Origin of the sequence: Allokutzneria albata, assembly GCF_900103775.1 — a bacterium.
Lineage (GTDB): Bacteria > Actinomycetota > Actinomycetes > Mycobacteriales > Pseudonocardiaceae > Allokutzneria > Allokutzneria albata.
Genome location: NZ_LT629701.1, coordinates 1728545 through 1744212, shown reverse-complemented (window position 1 = coordinate 1744212; position 15668 = coordinate 1728545). Strand labels below are relative to the sequence as shown.

Genomic DNA, 15668 nt, shown 5'->3' with positions numbered 1-15668 from the left:
CGAGGTCAGACGGCTCGGACGACGGCGACCGGGCAGGGCGCGTGGTGCAGGAGGGCCTGGCTGGTGGAGCCGAGCAGCATCCCGCACAGGCCACCCCGGCCACGCGAGCCGACCACGAGCAATCGCGCGGCGGCCGCCTCCCTCATCAGGGCGCGCGTCGCGGACTCCTTGGTGACCACGCGCCGCACCACGACGTCGGGGTACTTCTCCTGCCAGCCCGCCAACCGTTCGGCCAGCAGCAGGTACGCCTCGGCCTCGATGGCTTCCCAGTCGAGTGCCACATAGGGCGCCATCGCCCACGCGCTCTCGGCGACGTGGTCGTTCCAGGTGTGCACCACAACCAGCTCGGCACCGCCCCGGGACGCCTGGTCGAAAGCGAACTCCAGCACAGCGTCGCTGGCCGGCGACGCATCAACACCCGCCACCACGCAGCCCTCGCGCGACGGCTCGCAGTTCCCGGTTGCCCCCCGGACGACCACGACCGGGCAGCGCGCGTGAGCGGCCAGCGCGAGGGCGACCGAACCCACGACCAGCGCGGTGAACCCGCCGAGCCCGCGGGAGCCGAGCACGACCAGCTGAGCCTGCTCGGACAAGGTGGTCAACGTCTCCGCGGCGGTGCCGACGACCAGCTGCGTGGCCACCTCGATGCCCGGTGCGATCTCCCTGGCGCGCTCCGCGGCCGCCACGAGGTAGTCGCTGCCCTGCTCACGCAGCGCCTCGGAGAAGCTGCGCGGCAGCGGGGTCGGGGTGTAGGTGCTGATCTCCAGACACGCGTGCACGAGGTGCAGCGGCGCCTTCCGCGACGCGGCCTCACGGGCCGCCCAGAGCACGGCGTGGTGGGCAGAGGTCGAACCGTCAACCCCCACGATGATCGGCTTGGTCATGACCGTCCCTCCAGGACGAACGCGTGGGCGGACTTGCGGGGTGCTCCGGGAATGAGGCTGATCGGCATTCCCAGGCGCAGCAGCGCGTGCGGATGGCCGGGCACGTCGAGCCAGGCAGTCACCCCGTCGCGCACCTCGGCCACGTGAAGGGGTTGCGTGACCACGGAGGCGGCCAGGCCCAGGGCGGTCGCCTCCAGCCAGGCGCGTTGCAGCGCGACCCCGGCGAGCAGGTGTTCCCGCCTGCTGTCGTCCTCGGTGTAGAGCACCAGGACGGTTTCGCGATCGATGCCGTCCCCGGCCGCTCGGCTGCCCGGTCGGCGTGGCACGGAGATGCGCTTGACGCCGACAACGCTGCTCGCCGCCTCGGCGATCAGCTGGATCTCCTCGTCGCTCACGCTGTTCGGAGCGAACGGCAGGCGGTAGGACCGGCGGCGCGGGATCGCGGCGAACCGCGCGCGCTCGACTCTGCTCGGCGGTTCTGGATCGCCCGCCGTCACCGCGGCGATCCAGTCCGGCAACAGCGGGTCGCCCAGCAGGGACGTCTCCGTTCGCCTGCCGAGGAAGCGCACCGCCAACTCCAGGTTCGCCAGCGCGGCGCCGCAGGCGAGCAGCCGATCGCGGCCCGGCAGCGCGCTGTCGCGGCGCTCGAACAGCAGCGCGTGGTGATCGCTCAGCTGCAACGACCACGGCTGGATGTTGTGCACCGACGGGGCGAGCCCCACGGCGTCGATCAGCGTCCTGGCCTCGTCGCGAGTCCACGAACCCATGGCGGAATCCCCTTAGTAGGTTGGAACGATCGGTTGCTCGGTCTCGACGTGCCGACGGTGGACGCGGTTGGGCGGCGGGATGACCACGACCGGCACCGTGGCGTGGCGGACGCAGGCCGCACTGCACGAACCGAGCATGACCTCGCGCACCAGACCGCCTCGGTGCGAGCCGACCACCAGCAGAGCCGCGTTCTCGGCGGCTTCGAGCAACCGCGTTGTCGGCGACCCGGACACGCTGACGTGCTGCACGCCGACTGCGGTGGTCACCTTCTCGCGTGCCGCGGCGACGGCGTCGTCGAGCAGCTTCTCGGACGCCTCGCGCACGGCGTCGGTCGTGGTGAAGGCGAAGTCCGACAACGGTTCGTGGCTCCACACGTTGACCGCGGTCACCGTGGCGCCTCGCAGCACGGCTTCCTCCATCGCCCAGACCAGCGCCGCACGGCCCGCTTCGCTCTCGTCGACTCCGACGACGATCTCGTTGCTGCTCATGGGTTCCTCCCTCAGTTCCAGGTCCACTCGGTGATGTGCGCGGGGTCCACGCCGTGCTCGCGGGTGTACGCGCGGCAGCGCAGCCGCTCGTTCACCATGCGCTGGCGCAGGTGCGCGGCGCGCACGGCCAGACCGGGGACGCGGTCGATCACGTCCATCACCAGGTGGTAGCGGTCCAGGTCGTTGAGCATCACCATGTCGAACGGCGTCGTGGTGGTGCCTTCCTCCTTGTAACCGCGCACGTGCAGGTTGGCGTGACCGTTGCGGCGGTAGGCGAGGCGGTGGATCAGCCACGGGTAGCCGTGGAAGGCGAAGACCACGGGCCTGTCCACTGTGAACAGCGCGTCGAACTCGCTGTCGGGCATGCCGTGCGGGTGCTCCGACGGGGGCTGGAGCCGCATCAGGTCGACCACGTTGACCACGCGCACCGCGAGCTCGGGCAGCTCGGCGCGCAGGATCTTCGCCGCCGCGAGGGTTTCCAGGGTCGGCGTGTCACCGGCGCAGGCCAGCACCACGTCGGGTTCGCGCCCCTCGTCGTTGCAGGCGAAGTCGAACAGACCGATGCCACGGGTGCAGTGCGCGATCGCCTCCGGCATGGACAGCCAGGTGGGCGCGGGTTGCTTGCCCGCGACGACGACGTTCACGTAGTCCTTGGAGCGCAGGCAGTGGTCGGCAACGGACAGCAGGGTGTTGGCGTCCGGCGGCAGGTAGACGCGGACCACCTCGGCTTTCTTGTTGACCACGTGGTCGAGGAAACCGGGGTCCTGGTGGCTGAAACCGTTGTGGTCCTGCCGCCACACGTGCGAGGTCAGCAGGTAGTTCAGCGAGGAGATCGGCCGCCGCCACGGGATGGTCCTGGTGACCTTGAGCCACTTCGCGTGCTGGTTGAGCATCGCGTCGACGATGTGGATGAACGCCTCGTAGCAGCTGAACAGCCCGTGCCGCCCGGTGAGCAGGTAGCCCTCCAGCCAGCCCTGGCACAGGTGCTCCGACAGCACCTCCATGACCCGGCCCGCCCGGTCCAGGTGGTCGTCGTCGGGCAGGCGCTGCGCCGACCACGCCCGGTCGGTGACCTCGAAGACCTGGTCCAGCCGGTTCGACGCGGTCTCGTCCGGACCGAAGAGCCGGAAGTCGCCCGGGTTGGCGCGCATGACCTCGCGCAGCCAGGCGCCGAGCACGCGGGTGGCCTCGGCCGCGGTCGCCCCGGGCGAGGGCACGTGCACGGCGAAGTCGCGGAAGTCCGGCAGCCTCAGGTCGGTGCGCAACAGCCCACCGTTGGCGTACGGGGTCGCCGACAGCCTGCGTTCTCCTACCGGCACGAGCGAATCGACCACCGGCACCGGGACACCAGCCGCGTCGAAGAGCTCCTCCGGCCTGTAGGACCGCAGCCAGCGCTCCAGCTCCGCGATGCGCTCCGGGTGGTCACGCACGTCGCCGAGCGGGACCTGGTGGGAGCGCCACGTGCCCTCGACGGGCTTGCCGTCGACGACCTTCGGGCCGGTCCAGCCCTTGGGGCTGCGCAGCACGATCATCGGCCACCGCGGGCGGTCCGGGCAGGTCGCCTTGATCTCGGCGATGTCCTCCAGCGCCCGGTCCATCACCGCCGCCATGTCGTTGTGCATGGTGTCGGGGTCGTCGCCGGAGACGAAGTACGGCCTGTGGCCGAACCCGACCAGCATCGAGCGCAGCTCGTCGTCGCCGATGCGGGCGAGCACGGCCGGGTTCGCGATCTTGTAGCCGTTGAGGTGCAGGATCGGCAGCACGGCACCGTCGCGGGCGGGGTCGACGAACTTGTTCGAGTGCCAGCTGGCCGCGAGCGGACCGGTCTCCGCCTCGCCGTCGCCGATCACGCACGCCACGACCAGGTCCGGGTTGTCGAAGGCCGCCCCGTAGGCGTGCGCCAGCGCGTACCCCAGCTCGCCGCCCTCGTGGACGGAGCCGGGCGTCTCCGGAGCGACGTGGCTGGGCACCCCGCCCGGGAAGGAGAACTGGCGGAACAGCTCGCGCATGCCCTCGGCGTCGCGGGAGACCTGCGGGTAGACCTCGGAGTAGGTCCGGTCCAGCCACGCGGTGGCCAGCGCCGCCGGGCCACCGTGACCGGGGCCGAGCACGTAGAGCATCGGCTGGTCCCGCTCGATGATCACGCGGTTGAGGTGGGCCAGCACGAAGTTCAGCCCCGGGGTGGTGCCCCAGTGCCCGAGCAGCCGCGGCTTCACGTGCTCGGCCCGCAGCGGCTCGGTCAGCAGGGGGTTGTCCATCAGGTAGATCTGGCCGACCGAGAGGTAGTTGGCCGCGCGCCAGTAGGTGTTGAGCCGGTCCAGCTCGCTGTCCGCGAGCGTTCCCACGCTCTCCTCGACCGTCATCACGTCGGCCACGTCGTGTCCCTTCCGAGTCCCGGTGTTCACTCCTCCAACCGTGCCGTTCACAACGCCGCGCGAGCAGGGACCAAAGACCCGTGCCGCGCGCAGGACGTCCCAAGCGCGCCACAGATCGGGCGCACGAGGACGGGCGTGACCGATGGCACTGGCGGGTTCACGCCGGGCAGTGCTGCACTTGAGCCGGTTCGAGGTGGGGAGGCCCCATGCGCTGCGGAAAGCTCGTGTACGTCGGCGTGATCTTGTCGGCCGCGCTCGGTTGCACCCAGCAGGTGCCGACCGCTCCGGCCCCGGCTGCTCCGAGCGCATCGACCGCGGCCCCCGCACCGGCAGGCGCGGCGGTGCTGTCCGCGGTCCGGGTCGGCTCCCACCGCGGTTACGACCGGGTGGTGTTCGAGTTCCACGGCAGGCCGCCCAGCCATCACCACGCCTACGTCGACCAGGTCACCCGCGACGGTTCAGCTGCTCCGATCCCCTTGCAGGGCACGGCTTTCCTCTTGCTCACCATGAACGGGGCGACGATGGACAACTCGTTCCAAGTGACCGATCCGGCCCGGGTGCTGCGCTACGACGGGCCCCGGCGGCTCACTCCGCGGCTGCCCGTCGTCCAGGAGGTCGCCGAGGCCGGGGACTTCGAGGCCGACCTCAGCTTCGGGATCGGGCTGTCGCGACGCGCCGCCGTGGGTATCTCCGTTTTCTCCGATCCCACCCGAGTCATCGTCGACCTGGCGCACTGAAGCGGCCCGAACCGATCCGCCGTCGAGTTCGCCGCTCAGGGTGCTCACGTCCTGGTCGTGGCGGGTCTTTCGCCCCTGTCCGCACCGAGCGGGTACGCGAAGGATCGAAGCGGTAGCAAGGACATCCGCCCAGGGAGGCCGTCATGGCTGTCCGAGTCGTCGTCGGAGTCGACGGCACCGAACCCGGCTGGCGAGCACTGGCGTTCGCTGTCGAGGAGGCACGGGTCCGGCACGCACCGCTGGAGATCCGCCACTGCTGGCAGGCCCCCCGGGAAGCCACCGCGCCCTCCGGGACGATCATGCCCATCGTCTCGATCGGCGCCCGGCCCACCACCGCCGCCCAGCGGATCGCGGCCACCGCATGGGAGCGCGCCGTCGCGACCCTGCCCACACACCACGTCCAGGCAGAACTGGTCGAAGGACCCCCAGGAGCAGCACTCGCCGAACAAGTCACGCCCGCCGACATCCTCGTGGTGGGAGCACGCAGCACCCACCGGCTCACCGCCAGATGGCTGGGCTCCACCGCGAGCCGCGTCCTCAACCAAGCCCCCAGCGCGGTCATCGTCGTCCCCCCGCACACCACCACACCGGAGGAACAGCCCTTCGCCGGGCACGTGGTGCTCGGTGTCGCACCGTCTGCCGCCGCCGCTGCCGTGCTGCGGTTCGGCTTCGCCACCGCGCGCGCCCACGACTGGCCACTGGCCGCCGTGCACGCCACCACCACCAACGACATCGACTCCTACATCGACGAACGCACCCTGGAAGTCCAGCTCAGCCCCCTACCACCGGAATACGGCTACCTGCAACGAGTACTGGAACACTGGCACCACGCCAACCCCAGCACCCCCGTCCGCCGCGCGGTCTTCCACGGCCCACCCACCACCGCCCTCGCCCGCGCCGCAGCCGGTGCCCGGCTGCTGGTGCTCGGGCGCACCCACCGCAGCGCCCTGCGCCGCGGCATCGAACCCCTGGCAGAACGCCTCATCACCCGCGCAACCTGCCCCGTCGCCGTCACCCCCTTCGCCTAACCCATCATCGTCGGGGTCGACGGATCCGAATTCAGCGTCCACGCCCTGCGCTGGGCCATCCACGCGGCCGGCTGCACGAGCCCGTAGCAGAGCCCGCACAGCCCGGCGGGCAACGCCGGCGGAACGGCGAGCGCGCGCCAGAGCACTGTCCACAAGGGACCGCCCGGGCACAGGGACTTTCGACCCTGACTGGACCGTTGCCCCCATGGGTACCGTTCTGGCATGACCACGAAGGTGTTTCTCGTCGACGACCACGAGATCGTCCGGCGCGGCATCGCCGACCTGCTGGAAACCGAACCCGGCTTCGAGGTCGTCGGCGAGGCCGCGTCGGTGGCCGAAGCGCTGGCCAGGGTCCCGGCCTGCGCGCCGGACGTGGCCGTGCTCGACGTCCGGCTGCCCGACGGTGACGGCATCCAGCTCTGCCGGGAGCTGCGCTCGCGGCTGCCCGAACTGAACTGCCTGATGCTGACCTCTTTCGGCGACGACGAAGCCCTGTTCAACGCGATCATGGCCGGAGCTTCCGGCTACGTCCTCAAACAGGTCCTCGGCACCGACCTGGTCACCGCCATCTCCACGGTCGCCTCCGGCCAGTCGCTGCTGGACGCCCGCGCCACCACCGCGCTGCTCAACCGCATCCGCCGCGAGCAGGAGACCGTCGACCCGTTGCGCGAGCTCTCCGACCAGGAGCGCACCGTCCTGGAACTCATCGGAGAGGGCCTGACCAACCGGGAGATCGCCGCGCGCATGTTCCTGGCCGAGAAGACGATCAAGAACTACGTCTCGCACCTGCTGGCCAAGCTCGGCATGTCCCGCCGCACCCAGGTCGCCGTGCTCGCCACCGAACTGCGCAACAAGCAGCAGGGACGCTGACGGCTACAGCGGAACCCGCCACGTCAGCCGCGTGCCACCGCCGGGCTGCACCGCGATGGTCGCCGTCCCGCCGCACGTCCGGGCGCGCTGTTCGAGGTTGGCCAGGCCGCTGCGCGCCACGCCGTCCGGCACCCCGACCCCGTCGTCGACGACCTCGATCACGAAGTCCTCGGTGGCCTCTGCGGTCACCGTGATCGCCGAGGCCCTGGCGTGCCGCACAGCGTTGCTGACGCCCTCGCGGACCACCGCCTCGGCGTGCTCGGCGATCTCCGGCGGCACCAGCGTGTCCACCGCCCCCGCCATCCGCACCGACGGCGTCAGTCCCGAGCCCTCCGCCGCTTCCGCCGCCGTGTCGAGCAGCCGCCTGCGCAGGCTGTCCGCTTTCTCCTCACCCGCGGTGTGCAGGTCGAAGATCGACGTGCGGATATCGCGCACGGTCTCGTCCAGCTGGTGCACCACCTTCTGGATGCGCGCCCGCGCCTCCGGCTGGCTGACCAGCCGCAGTGTGCCCTGAAGGCTCATCCCGGAGGAGTACAGCCGCTGGATCACGTGGTCGTGCATGTCCCGCGCGATCCGGTCCCGGTCGGCCAGCACATCCAGCAACCGCTGCGCCCGCTGCGTCTCCGCCGCCTCCAACGCCAGCGCCGCCTGGTCGGCGAAGGACGCCAGCACCGGCACCTGCTCCGGTTCGAACTGCACGCTCCCCTTGTCGCGAAGCGCGAGCAGCACCCCGCTGACCCCTGCCGCCGTTCGCAGCGGCACCGCCAGTGCCGGGCCCAGCAGCTCCGCGTGCCCACCGAGGTCGGCCTCGAGCACGGCCGCGAGGTCGGGCACCAGGCTGGTCCCGCCGGAGCGGTAGACCTCCTCGATCGGAGCCGCGGTTGTCGCGAGGCTGGATCCCAGCAGCACCGCGCTGCGCTCGCCCGCACAGGTGCGCACCGTCAACTGGGCGCCGTCGGCCAGCAGCATCAGCACGCCGTCGGCCTGGGACAGCTCGGCCGCGCGCTGCGCCACCAACCGCAACGCGTCGTCGGTGGAGGCCCCGGACAGCAACTCCGCCCGGATCTCCGAAGACGCCTCCAACCAACGCTGCCGCATCCGGCTCTGCTCGAACAAACGGGCGTTCTCGATCGCCACACCCGCCGCCGCGGCCAACGCCTGGAGCACCACCTCGTCCTCCGCGGTGAACTCCGCGGCGCCCTGCTTCTCGGTCATGTAGAGATTGCCGAAGATCTCATCCCGCACCCGCACCGGAGCGCCCAGAAAGCTGTTCATCGGAGGATGGTTCGGCGGGAACCCCACCGAAGCCGGGTGCTTGCCCAACTCCGGCAAACGGATCACCTTCGGATGTTCGATCAACAACCCCAGCAGACCACGGCCCTCCGGCAGATGGCCCATCTTCGCCCGCTGCTCGGCACTGATGCCCACGTAGACGAACTCCGACAAACCCTCGCGCTTGCCGAGCACACCCAACGCGCCGTACCGCGCGTCCACGAGGTCCACCGCCGCCTGCACGATCCGCTGCAACGTGGAGTCCAGCTCCAGCCCGGTGCCGACCGCCAGCACCGCGTCCAGCAGACCCTGTAACCGGTCGCGCGTCTTGACGATCTCGACCAGCCGGTCCTGGACCTCGCTCAGCAACTCGTCCAACCGCAGACCGGCGAGACCGGCGGTCGGTGGCGGTGGGTCGCCTGCGCGGGACATGCTCGCTCCTCTGATGATCACTTACTGCCGTGCCCAGACTGGCACGTCCTGGCCGGGGTCGCCAATTCCTGTCTCAGATGGAGTACTTCCCTGGTATCAGAGGACTTTCGTCCATGGTCGCCCCATACGGCCCAAGCACATCGTTGAACCGGAACCATCGACCAGCGGTACAAGGAGGTGCTTGGTATGGACGAGGTCAGGTCGGCGTTGGGGCTGACTGCGGCGGAGATCGGCGAGGCGCTGCGGCTGGCGTCGCTCGCCCCTTCGGTGCACAACAGCCAGCCTTGGCGCTTCGCGGTGCTGCGCGACCGCGTCGAACTGCACGCCGACCCCGGGCGCAGGCTGCCCGCCACCGACCCTGGCGACCGGGAACTGCGCCTGGCCTGCGGCGCCGCCCTGTTCAACCTCCGCATCGCCTTGGAAGAAGCGGGCGTCCGTCCTTTGACGACACTGGTCCCCACGGGGGCGGGCAGCGGACCGCTGGCCGTGGTCCGCCACGGTGGCCGGTCGCGGCCCTCGCCGCAGCGAGCCCGGCTGCTGCGCGCGATCCCGGCCCGCCGCACCAACCGGCGCCCGTTCGCCGATGTGGCGGTCCCTTCAGGGCACGCGGCGGAACTCGTGCGCGCCACCGAGGCCGAACGCGCTTGGCTGCACGTGCTGTCCACGAAGGAGGACCGCGCCACGCTCCGCAGGCTGGTCGTCCAGGCCCACCGCGCACAACTGGACGATCCGGCTTTCCTCACCGAGTTCGCCGCCTGGACCGGGAGCGTCGACGGCAGGCAGGACGGCGTGCCACTCCGCTCGGCCGGACCGCGGCCCGAACCCCAGGACGAGTGGGTGCTGCGGGACTTCACCTCGGGCAAGGGTGCCGAGCGGACGACGGGCAAGGACTTCGAGTCCGAGCCGCTGGTGGTGGTGCTGTGCTCCTTCCACGAAGGCGATCTCGCCGAGATGCAGGCAGGCCAGGCGCTTCAGCGGCTGTTGCTGACCGCGACCGTCCTCGGGCTGTCCGCGTCGTTCCTGTCCCAGCCGATCGAGGTGCCCCGAGTCCGGTCCGAACTGCGCCACGCCCTGGGCACCACGCTCACGCCGCAAGCCGTGCTGCGCCTCGGTTTCGGCTCACCCGTCCCCGCGACGCCAAGGCGACCGGTCACCGAACTGCTCCTGCCTCAGCGGATTCCCTGAGTGCCCGTTCACGGCCGGGCGGCCCGGGTCCGGGATTCGGCGGCCCTGCAGGATCTCGGGCACGATCACGACGAAGTCGCCCTGCTTGCCCGGGGCCCACGGTCGCAGCCCCAGTCCCGCCAGCTCAGCTCGTTCCACCGAGCCCCGCACCACCCTGGCGTAGCCGACCGCGGTCACGCTCCAGCCCGTCCGGGCGCGCGCGTCGAAGTCATCGGCCTCGAAGGCGACAACGGCGTTGCGCACCGCCGCCGTCAGCTTCCCGCCTTCCCCGGTCCGGAACACGATGCACCTGTTGTGCAGCACGAAGTTCACTGGCACCACCGCGGGCAGGGCCTCGTCGGTGTAGGCGATCCGGCCGAGTTCGGCCGTACCGAGCAGTCGAAAGCACTCCCCCGCCCCCAGGATCTCCAGTTTCACGTTCGTCTCCTGGTGTCGCCGCACGGTTGGCTACTCCACAGTAGACAGCGCGCGGCGGTCGATCCTGGGTCGCGTGTCCCGCCCGTCAGGGACTTTCGCCTCTTGTTCGCCCTGCAGCCCGCGCGCTGGGCTGTACGGGCGACCCGATCATCGGAGGCCTTCATGCCCGCCACCGCCGTTGTCCGCGTCCCCGAGCCCCGCACCGGTACCCGGCGCCCCTGTGCCCGGGTCGTGGTGGGAATCGACGGCTCCTACTGGAGCGACATGGCGCTGACCTGGGCAGCCCGGCACGCGTCGAGGACCGACGCCGACCTGCGCATCGTGAGCCGGCAGGACCCCAATCCCCTCCCCGGTCTGCTCGCGGCGAGCACCGGCTCCCGGTTGCTCGTCCTGGGCTGCCGCGGTGATCAGCACCGCGCGTTCGGCCTCGGCGCCCTGGTCCTGCCCGTCGCGGGCTCCGCGCGCTGCGACACCCTCGTGGTACGGGGCCGCTGGCACGCCATCGCCGGGCATCAGGGCCTGGTCACCGCCATCATCAACGGCGGCAACCAGGACACCGCTGTGCTCCGCGCCGCGAACAGGATCGCCAAGGTGTACGGCTCAGCGCTGCGGGTGCACACGCGTTCCGACGGCAACGCCCTCGACGCGGTGTTCCGTGCGACGGACTCCGACATCCTGGTCGTGGCGCGGGGCGACGCCGCCCGCTGCGGCACGGTGACGCGGTTCGCGCTGCACCACGCGCCCTGTCCGGTGCTCGTCGTTCGCCAGCGCTAGTAGGGGTTTTCGCCCTGCCGGATGGCGGTGAGCACGCGGTGCAGCGCCTGCTCCGTGGCAGCGTGCAGGCCACCGCCGAAGCTCACCCGGCGCACGCCGAGGTTCGCCAGGCCGGCGAGGCCCGGAGTGGCGGGCAGCGGCAGACCCGCCGGGATGTAGGCGATGTTCACCGGCGCCTCCAGCCCCGTGACCAATGCGCTGATGTCCGACTCGGCCGCGGCGAAGATCGGGTACACCGCGTCCGCCCCGGCGTCGAGGTAGGCGCGGCCGCGGTTCAGCGCGTCACCGAGCCGGTCCTCGACCTCGTGGCTCGGCACGAAGGAGTCCGCCCTCGCGTTGATCACGATCGGCACCCCCGCCGCGTCCGCGGCCGCTCGCACCGCTGCCAGCCGATCCGCCTGCTTCGCCGGCTCGACCAGTCCCACGCCGCCGTGGTCGGTGTCCTCCAGGTTGCACCCGACCGCGCCCGCGGAGAGCAGCCGGTCCACCACCTCCTCGGGCGCCAGCCCGTAGCCCGCTTCGATGTCCGCCGTCACCGGCACCGACACCGCGCGGGCGATCCTGCCCACCGCCGCGAACATCTCGTCGGCGGGTGCCGCCTCGTGGTCGGCGTAGCCCAGCGTCAGCGCCACCGACATGCTCGTCGTCGCCAGAGCCGGGAACCCCGCCCGCTCGGCGGCTTTCGCGCTCGCCGCGTCCCAGACGTTCGGCAGCAGCAACGGCTCGTCCGCGTGGTGCAGCTCGCGCAGGGTCGTGGCCAGTTCGACGGCATCCACCAGGGTGCTCCTCTGCTTCGTGATCGACTGTCACCACGAAGACGAAGCAGCGCACCGAAGTGTGACAGGGCACGCGCAAGGGGCTCAGGTCGAGCCGGCCCACACTGGCACCGGCGCGACCCGGAAGCCCCACAGCCAAACCCCTAGGTCCAAGTCCACACGTTCCGCAAATCCGCCCGCCAATCAATCGGCTTCCCGCCACCAACCGTGGAATGGATGGCCAACCCCATCCCCAACCCCTTCCCGAGATGCTGCGATCGCTCGATCCGCAGCTGGAAGGGATGCCCGTTGTCGTCCCACCAGCTCTCGGTCTGCCGAACGCAGCGCACTGCGCCGTGGAACCGCGTCTGGCAGGTCGTCGGCGGTGACCACACCTGGCGGTGCCGGAACCGGACGACGCCCTGCGGCGTGGTGATGGTTCCCTCGGCGATCAGGCAGTACGCGTGGGCGGGGATCGTCCACTGTGCATAGTGCTGCCGGCCGTTGCGGCTGGGCAGCGGACGGAGGTTGGCGCAGTCGCCGTCGCCGACCTGCTCGGAGGTCACGCGCTGCGGGTTGTAGGTGCCGGTCGACTGGTTCTCGTAGACGTCCAGGTAGAGCCAGTCGCCGTCGCGGACGAAGTGTTCCAGCCCGTCGCCCGGCCGGTTCCAGTTCGACGGCGCGTCCCACCTGATCACGGACTTCCCGGAGCCCTCCGGCCGCCACGCCCACTGGCTGGCGGGGTTGCCCGCGCTGTCCACGACGAGCCCGGCGGACTTGTTGTACATCATGGAGAACTCGTCGTAGGTCTCCGCCGCTGGTCCTGGCACGACGCTCAGCAGCAAGGCGACGGCGATGCTCGTCTTCATGGCGGCGGACGATAGCGGCATGTCCGGCGCCGCGCCCGGGTATTCGAGGACATGGCCAGTCGAGCGGTCGTCGTCGGCTTCGACGACTCGGCGCGAGCCCGGCGCGCCGTCCTCTGGGCGACAAGGGAAGCGTCCAGCCGCGGCTGCGCATTGCTGATCGTGCACGTCCTGCGGGAGCCGACCCCCCAGCTCGTGTACATCCCCATCACGACTCCCCTGCCCGAGATCGTCGGCGAGGACGCGGTGCGCGCGCACGCCGAGTCCGAACTGTCAGCCCTTGTGGCGGAGTGCGAGCGCATGTGTCCGGACGTGGACATAGAGACGTCGTTGAGCTTCGGGCATCCCACGGAAGTGCTCAGCCAGGTGGGCGCGGACGCGGAGCTGGTCGTGCTCGGCCCGTCCGGCCGCACGGGGTTGGCCCGCGCGTTGCTCGGGTCGACGACCGCGCACCTCGTGAAGACCTCCACGCGCCCGATCGTCGTGGTCCGCGACGGACTCACCGATGGCGGGCGCGTCGTCGTCGGCGTGGACGGATCACCTTCGAGCATCAAGGCCATCGAGTTCGCGTTCGAGTTCGCAGACCGCCGCGGTGGCGACCTGATCGCGGTGCACGCATGGTCGGACCTGCCGGTCGACGCGCTCGCGCCCGTGCGCGTGTGGGACTACGACTGGCGACAGGTCCGCTCCCAAGCGGAGGACATGATCGAGCGGTGCCTTGAAGAGCCGCGCCGCGCGCATCCGGATGTCCGCGTCGAACGCGTTGTGTCCTTTGAGGGACCGGCGCACGCGCTCTTGGAGGAGGCGAGGGACGCCGCGCTGCTCGTGGTGGGCAGCCACGGTCGCGGGACACTGCGCCGCGCGTTCCTCGGGTCGGTCAGCCACGCGGTGCTCTACCACGCGCCGTGCACGCTCGCCGTGGTGCGGGTCGAGGACTAGCGCATCGGGAGCCCTCCCGAACGCCGTTGCTACGTTGCGCCGCATGACTCTCCGCTGGATCAGTGCCCTCGCGTTGCTCGGAGTCGGCGTCGCCCCGACCGCGCGAAGCTCTTCGGCTCAGAACAGGGAGGAAAGGTGATCTCCGGTGACTGACCTCGGTGCCTTCCGCAGCAGGCACGCGGTGGCGAACGGGCGCATCCTCGCCCTCGGAATCCTCAGCCTCGGCATCGGAGTCGCCGCCACGGTGCTGGCCACCGTGCTGGTGACCGACGGCCCCCGCCGCTGGGCGGGCAACTCCAGCGCCATCGACCGCACCATCGGTTTTGCCATGGGCGCCGCCATCGTCGGCGTGGTCGGGGGAATCTGGCTTCTCGTGAAGGCGCTTCGCGGTGGCTTGAACGAGGTCTTCGAGGTCTACGAGCACGGCATCGCACACGGCTCCCAGCGCTGGCGGTGGGAGCAGGTGGTCAGCATCGACTCCCACCACGCCCCTCGTGACACGAGCGCCACGAGGCTGTTCGGTACCAACCACCGCTGCGTGGTCCGCTTCGACGACGGTGCCCGGATTCGCTTCGACGGTCTCACCGAGGATTTCGAGCTGTTGGAACGCACTGTGCGGCAACGGTGTCCGTCCGCTGGGCCGCAGCCGCACAGTGAGCAGCGCTGGCGCCGGTTCGGCGTCGGCTGGCTGCTCGTGGGGCTCGTGCTGCTCGGCACCGTTGTTGCGATGTTCGTGCACCTGGTCGCCGACGACCCGGACTACGGCGATGGAACGCTGGCGTTGATGTCCGTCGGCTCGATCGTGGCGTTCACGTTGGGCGTCATGTGCGTCACGACCTTCTTCACCGCCCGGCGCAAGGGATAGCTCACGAGCGGTGCCACCACTTCGGTTCTGCCGGAGCGGTGGCATCGGGCCGTTGGGCCAGCAGCGTGCCCGCGAGGAGCGGGCCGTCGACCGCGGTCCGGTGGATCACCACGCGGCTGCCGTCGGAGAACCGGACGACGCACCGGGACAGCCTGCGCCGACGCGGGTTCCACCGGACGCGCAGCGAAGCGACCTCGCACCACGTCCAGCTGCGGCGGCCACCGCGGGTGTGGTGGACGATCCCGTCCTCGTGGACGTCGAAGCGCTCGCGCAGGCCACCGCGCACCACCCGGGACAGCGGCACCAGCGCCAGCGGAACACCAAGCCCGGCAAGGGCGAACCCCAGCCCGGCGGACAGCAGCGCCCCGGCGATGATCACCACGCCTGTAGTGAGGTGGCGCCGGTTGTCGACCGGGTGCGTGCTGAGGAGTTCACCGAGCCCTTCCACCTGCGCATCCTGCGCGAACACACCGGGGACCGGTCCCGAGCGGCACGCGCGCGAACCCCCGCCTAGGCTTGGCTGCCCCGGAGGCGGACGGACGGCGGAGAACGTGCAGCCAGACCAGATCGTGGAGATCTACACCGACGGCGCGTGCAGTGGGAACCCGGGCCCGGGCGGCTGGGGTGCCGTGTTGCGCTACGGCGAGCACGAGCGGGAGCTGCACGGCGGCGACGCCGGCCCGACCACGAACAACCGCATGGAACTCACCGCCCCCATCAAAGCGCTGGAAGCCTTGAAGAGGCGCTCGACCGTGCGCATCTACACGGACAGCACGTACGTGCGCAACGGCATCCTGTCGTGGTTGCCCAAGTGGAAGCGCAACGGGTGGATGACGAGTTCCCGCGAGCCGGTCAAGAACGCGGACCTGTGGCGGGAACTCGACGCGGCGGTGGCCCGGCACGAGGTCGAGTGGCACTGGGTGAAGGGACACTCCGGGCACCCGGAGAACGACCGGGCGGACCGCCTGGCGGTGCTGGGCGTTTCCGAGGCGCGTGGCCTGCACACCGGATGA

General features: G+C 70.8%; 18 protein-coding genes. 8 read left to right on the top strand and 10 right to left on the bottom strand.

Annotated features, from left to right (window positions below; genetic code table 11):
* Positions 1–5 precede the first annotated feature (5 nt).
* The 4 genes from BLT28_RS07720 to BLT28_RS07705 are packed head-to-tail and all read right to left on the bottom strand — an operon-like array spanning position 6 to position 4503.
* Positions 6–884, bottom strand: coding sequence for a universal stress protein (locus BLT28_RS07720; RefSeq protein WP_083383691.1), 879 nt, complete (start codon positions 882–884; stop codon positions 6–8).
* Entirely contained in the window at positions 881–1651 is a 771-nt protein-coding gene (locus BLT28_RS07715; RefSeq protein WP_030433353.1) for a nitroreductase family protein, read from the bottom strand. The genes BLT28_RS07720 and BLT28_RS07715 overlap by 4 nt, the downstream gene beginning before the upstream one ends.
* Positions 1652–1663: 12 nt before the next feature.
* Complete coding sequence (locus tag BLT28_RS07710) at positions 1664–2140, bottom strand: universal stress protein (RefSeq protein ID WP_030433354.1); 477 nt, start codon at positions 2138–2140, stop codon at positions 1664–1666.
* Between the two features lie 11 nt (positions 2141–2151).
* A complete protein-coding gene (locus BLT28_RS07705; RefSeq protein ID WP_030433355.1) occupies positions 2152–4503 on the bottom strand; it encodes a phosphoketolase family protein in 2352 nt (783 codons plus the stop codon).
* Between the two features lie 218 nt (positions 4504–4721).
* Between BLT28_RS07705 and BLT28_RS07700 the strand changes: the two genes are divergently transcribed.
* Complete coding sequence (locus BLT28_RS07700) at positions 4722–5252, top strand: AMIN-like domain-containing (lipo)protein (RefSeq protein ID WP_052408166.1); 531 nt, start codon at positions 4722–4724, stop codon at positions 5250–5252.
* A gap of 143 nt (positions 5253–5395) precedes the next feature.
* Positions 5396–6280, top strand: a complete 885-nt coding sequence (locus tag BLT28_RS07695) for a universal stress protein (protein ID WP_083383690.1) — start codon at positions 5396–5398, stop codon at positions 6278–6280.
* Here the strand turns inward: BLT28_RS07695 and BLT28_RS39930 are convergent.
* Positions 6277–6426 (bottom strand): hypothetical protein, encoded by a 150-nt coding sequence (locus BLT28_RS39930; protein WP_157376057.1) that lies wholly within the window; start codon positions 6424–6426, stop codon positions 6277–6279. The genes BLT28_RS07695 and BLT28_RS39930 overlap by 4 nt on opposite strands.
* Positions 6427–6502: 76 nt before the next feature.
* Between BLT28_RS39930 and BLT28_RS07690 the strand changes: the two genes are divergently transcribed.
* A complete protein-coding gene (locus BLT28_RS07690) occupies positions 6503–7150 on the top strand; it encodes a response regulator transcription factor (protein WP_030433358.1) in 648 nt (215 codons plus the stop codon).
* 3 nt (positions 7151–7153) lie between these two features.
* On the opposite strand, the gene BLT28_RS07685 is transcribed toward BLT28_RS07690, so the two are convergent.
* Positions 7154–8854 (bottom strand): sensor histidine kinase, encoded by a 1701-nt coding sequence (locus BLT28_RS07685; protein ID WP_030433359.1) that lies wholly within the window; start codon positions 8852–8854, stop codon positions 7154–7156.
* A 186-nt stretch (positions 8855–9040) separates the two neighbouring features.
* Between BLT28_RS07685 and BLT28_RS07680 the strand changes: the two genes are divergently transcribed.
* Positions 9041–10039, top strand: coding sequence for an Acg family FMN-binding oxidoreductase (locus BLT28_RS07680; RefSeq protein ID WP_030433360.1), 999 nt, complete (start codon positions 9041–9043; stop codon positions 10037–10039).
* On the opposite strand, the gene BLT28_RS07675 is transcribed toward BLT28_RS07680, so the two are convergent.
* The gene (locus BLT28_RS07675; protein WP_197683993.1) at positions 9974–10456 is read right to left on the bottom strand and encodes a pyridoxamine 5'-phosphate oxidase family protein; all 483 of its coding nucleotides are present in this window, start codon (positions 10454–10456) and stop codon (positions 9974–9976) included. The two genes, BLT28_RS07680 and BLT28_RS07675, sit on opposite strands and share 66 nt — an antisense overlap.
* 162 nt (positions 10457–10618) lie before the next feature.
* Here BLT28_RS07675 and BLT28_RS07670 point away from each other — a divergent pair, with 162 nt between their 5' ends.
* Positions 10619–11230, top strand: a complete 612-nt coding sequence (locus BLT28_RS07670; RefSeq protein WP_083383689.1) for a universal stress protein — start codon at positions 10619–10621, stop codon at positions 11228–11230.
* Here BLT28_RS07670 and BLT28_RS07665 read toward each other — a convergent pair.
* Positions 11227–12009 carry an isocitrate lyase/PEP mutase family protein gene (locus BLT28_RS07665; protein ID WP_030433363.1) on the bottom strand — a complete coding sequence of 261 codons (783 nt, stop codon included), beginning with the start codon at positions 12007–12009 and terminating at the stop codon, positions 11227–11229. The genes BLT28_RS07670 and BLT28_RS07665 overlap by 4 nt on opposite strands.
* 140 nt (positions 12010–12149) lie before the next feature.
* A complete protein-coding gene (locus BLT28_RS07660; RefSeq protein ID WP_030433364.1) occupies positions 12150–12854 on the bottom strand; it encodes a hypothetical protein in 705 nt (234 codons plus the stop codon).
* Positions 12855–12905: 51 nt separating this feature from the next.
* On the opposite strand from BLT28_RS07660, the gene BLT28_RS07655 reads away from it, so the two are divergent.
* Positions 12906–13790 (top strand): universal stress protein, encoded by an 885-nt coding sequence (locus BLT28_RS07655; protein ID WP_030433365.1) that lies wholly within the window; start codon positions 12906–12908, stop codon positions 13788–13790.
* A 145-nt stretch (positions 13791–13935) separates the two neighbouring features.
* Entirely contained in the window at positions 13936–14655 is a 720-nt protein-coding gene (locus BLT28_RS07650) for a hypothetical protein (protein WP_030433366.1), read from the top strand.
* A gap of 1 nt (position 14656) precedes the next feature.
* Here BLT28_RS07650 and BLT28_RS07645 read toward each other — a convergent pair whose 3' ends face one another.
* Complete coding sequence (locus BLT28_RS07645) at positions 14657–15103, bottom strand: hypothetical protein (protein ID WP_156051787.1); 447 nt, start codon at positions 15101–15103, stop codon at positions 14657–14659.
* A gap of 103 nt (positions 15104–15206) precedes the next feature.
* Between BLT28_RS07645 and rnhA the strand changes: the two genes are divergently transcribed.
* Positions 15207–15668 carry a ribonuclease HI gene (gene rnhA / locus BLT28_RS07640; protein ID WP_172806505.1) on the top strand — a complete coding sequence of 154 codons (462 nt, stop codon included), beginning with the start codon at positions 15207–15209 and terminating at the stop codon, positions 15666–15668.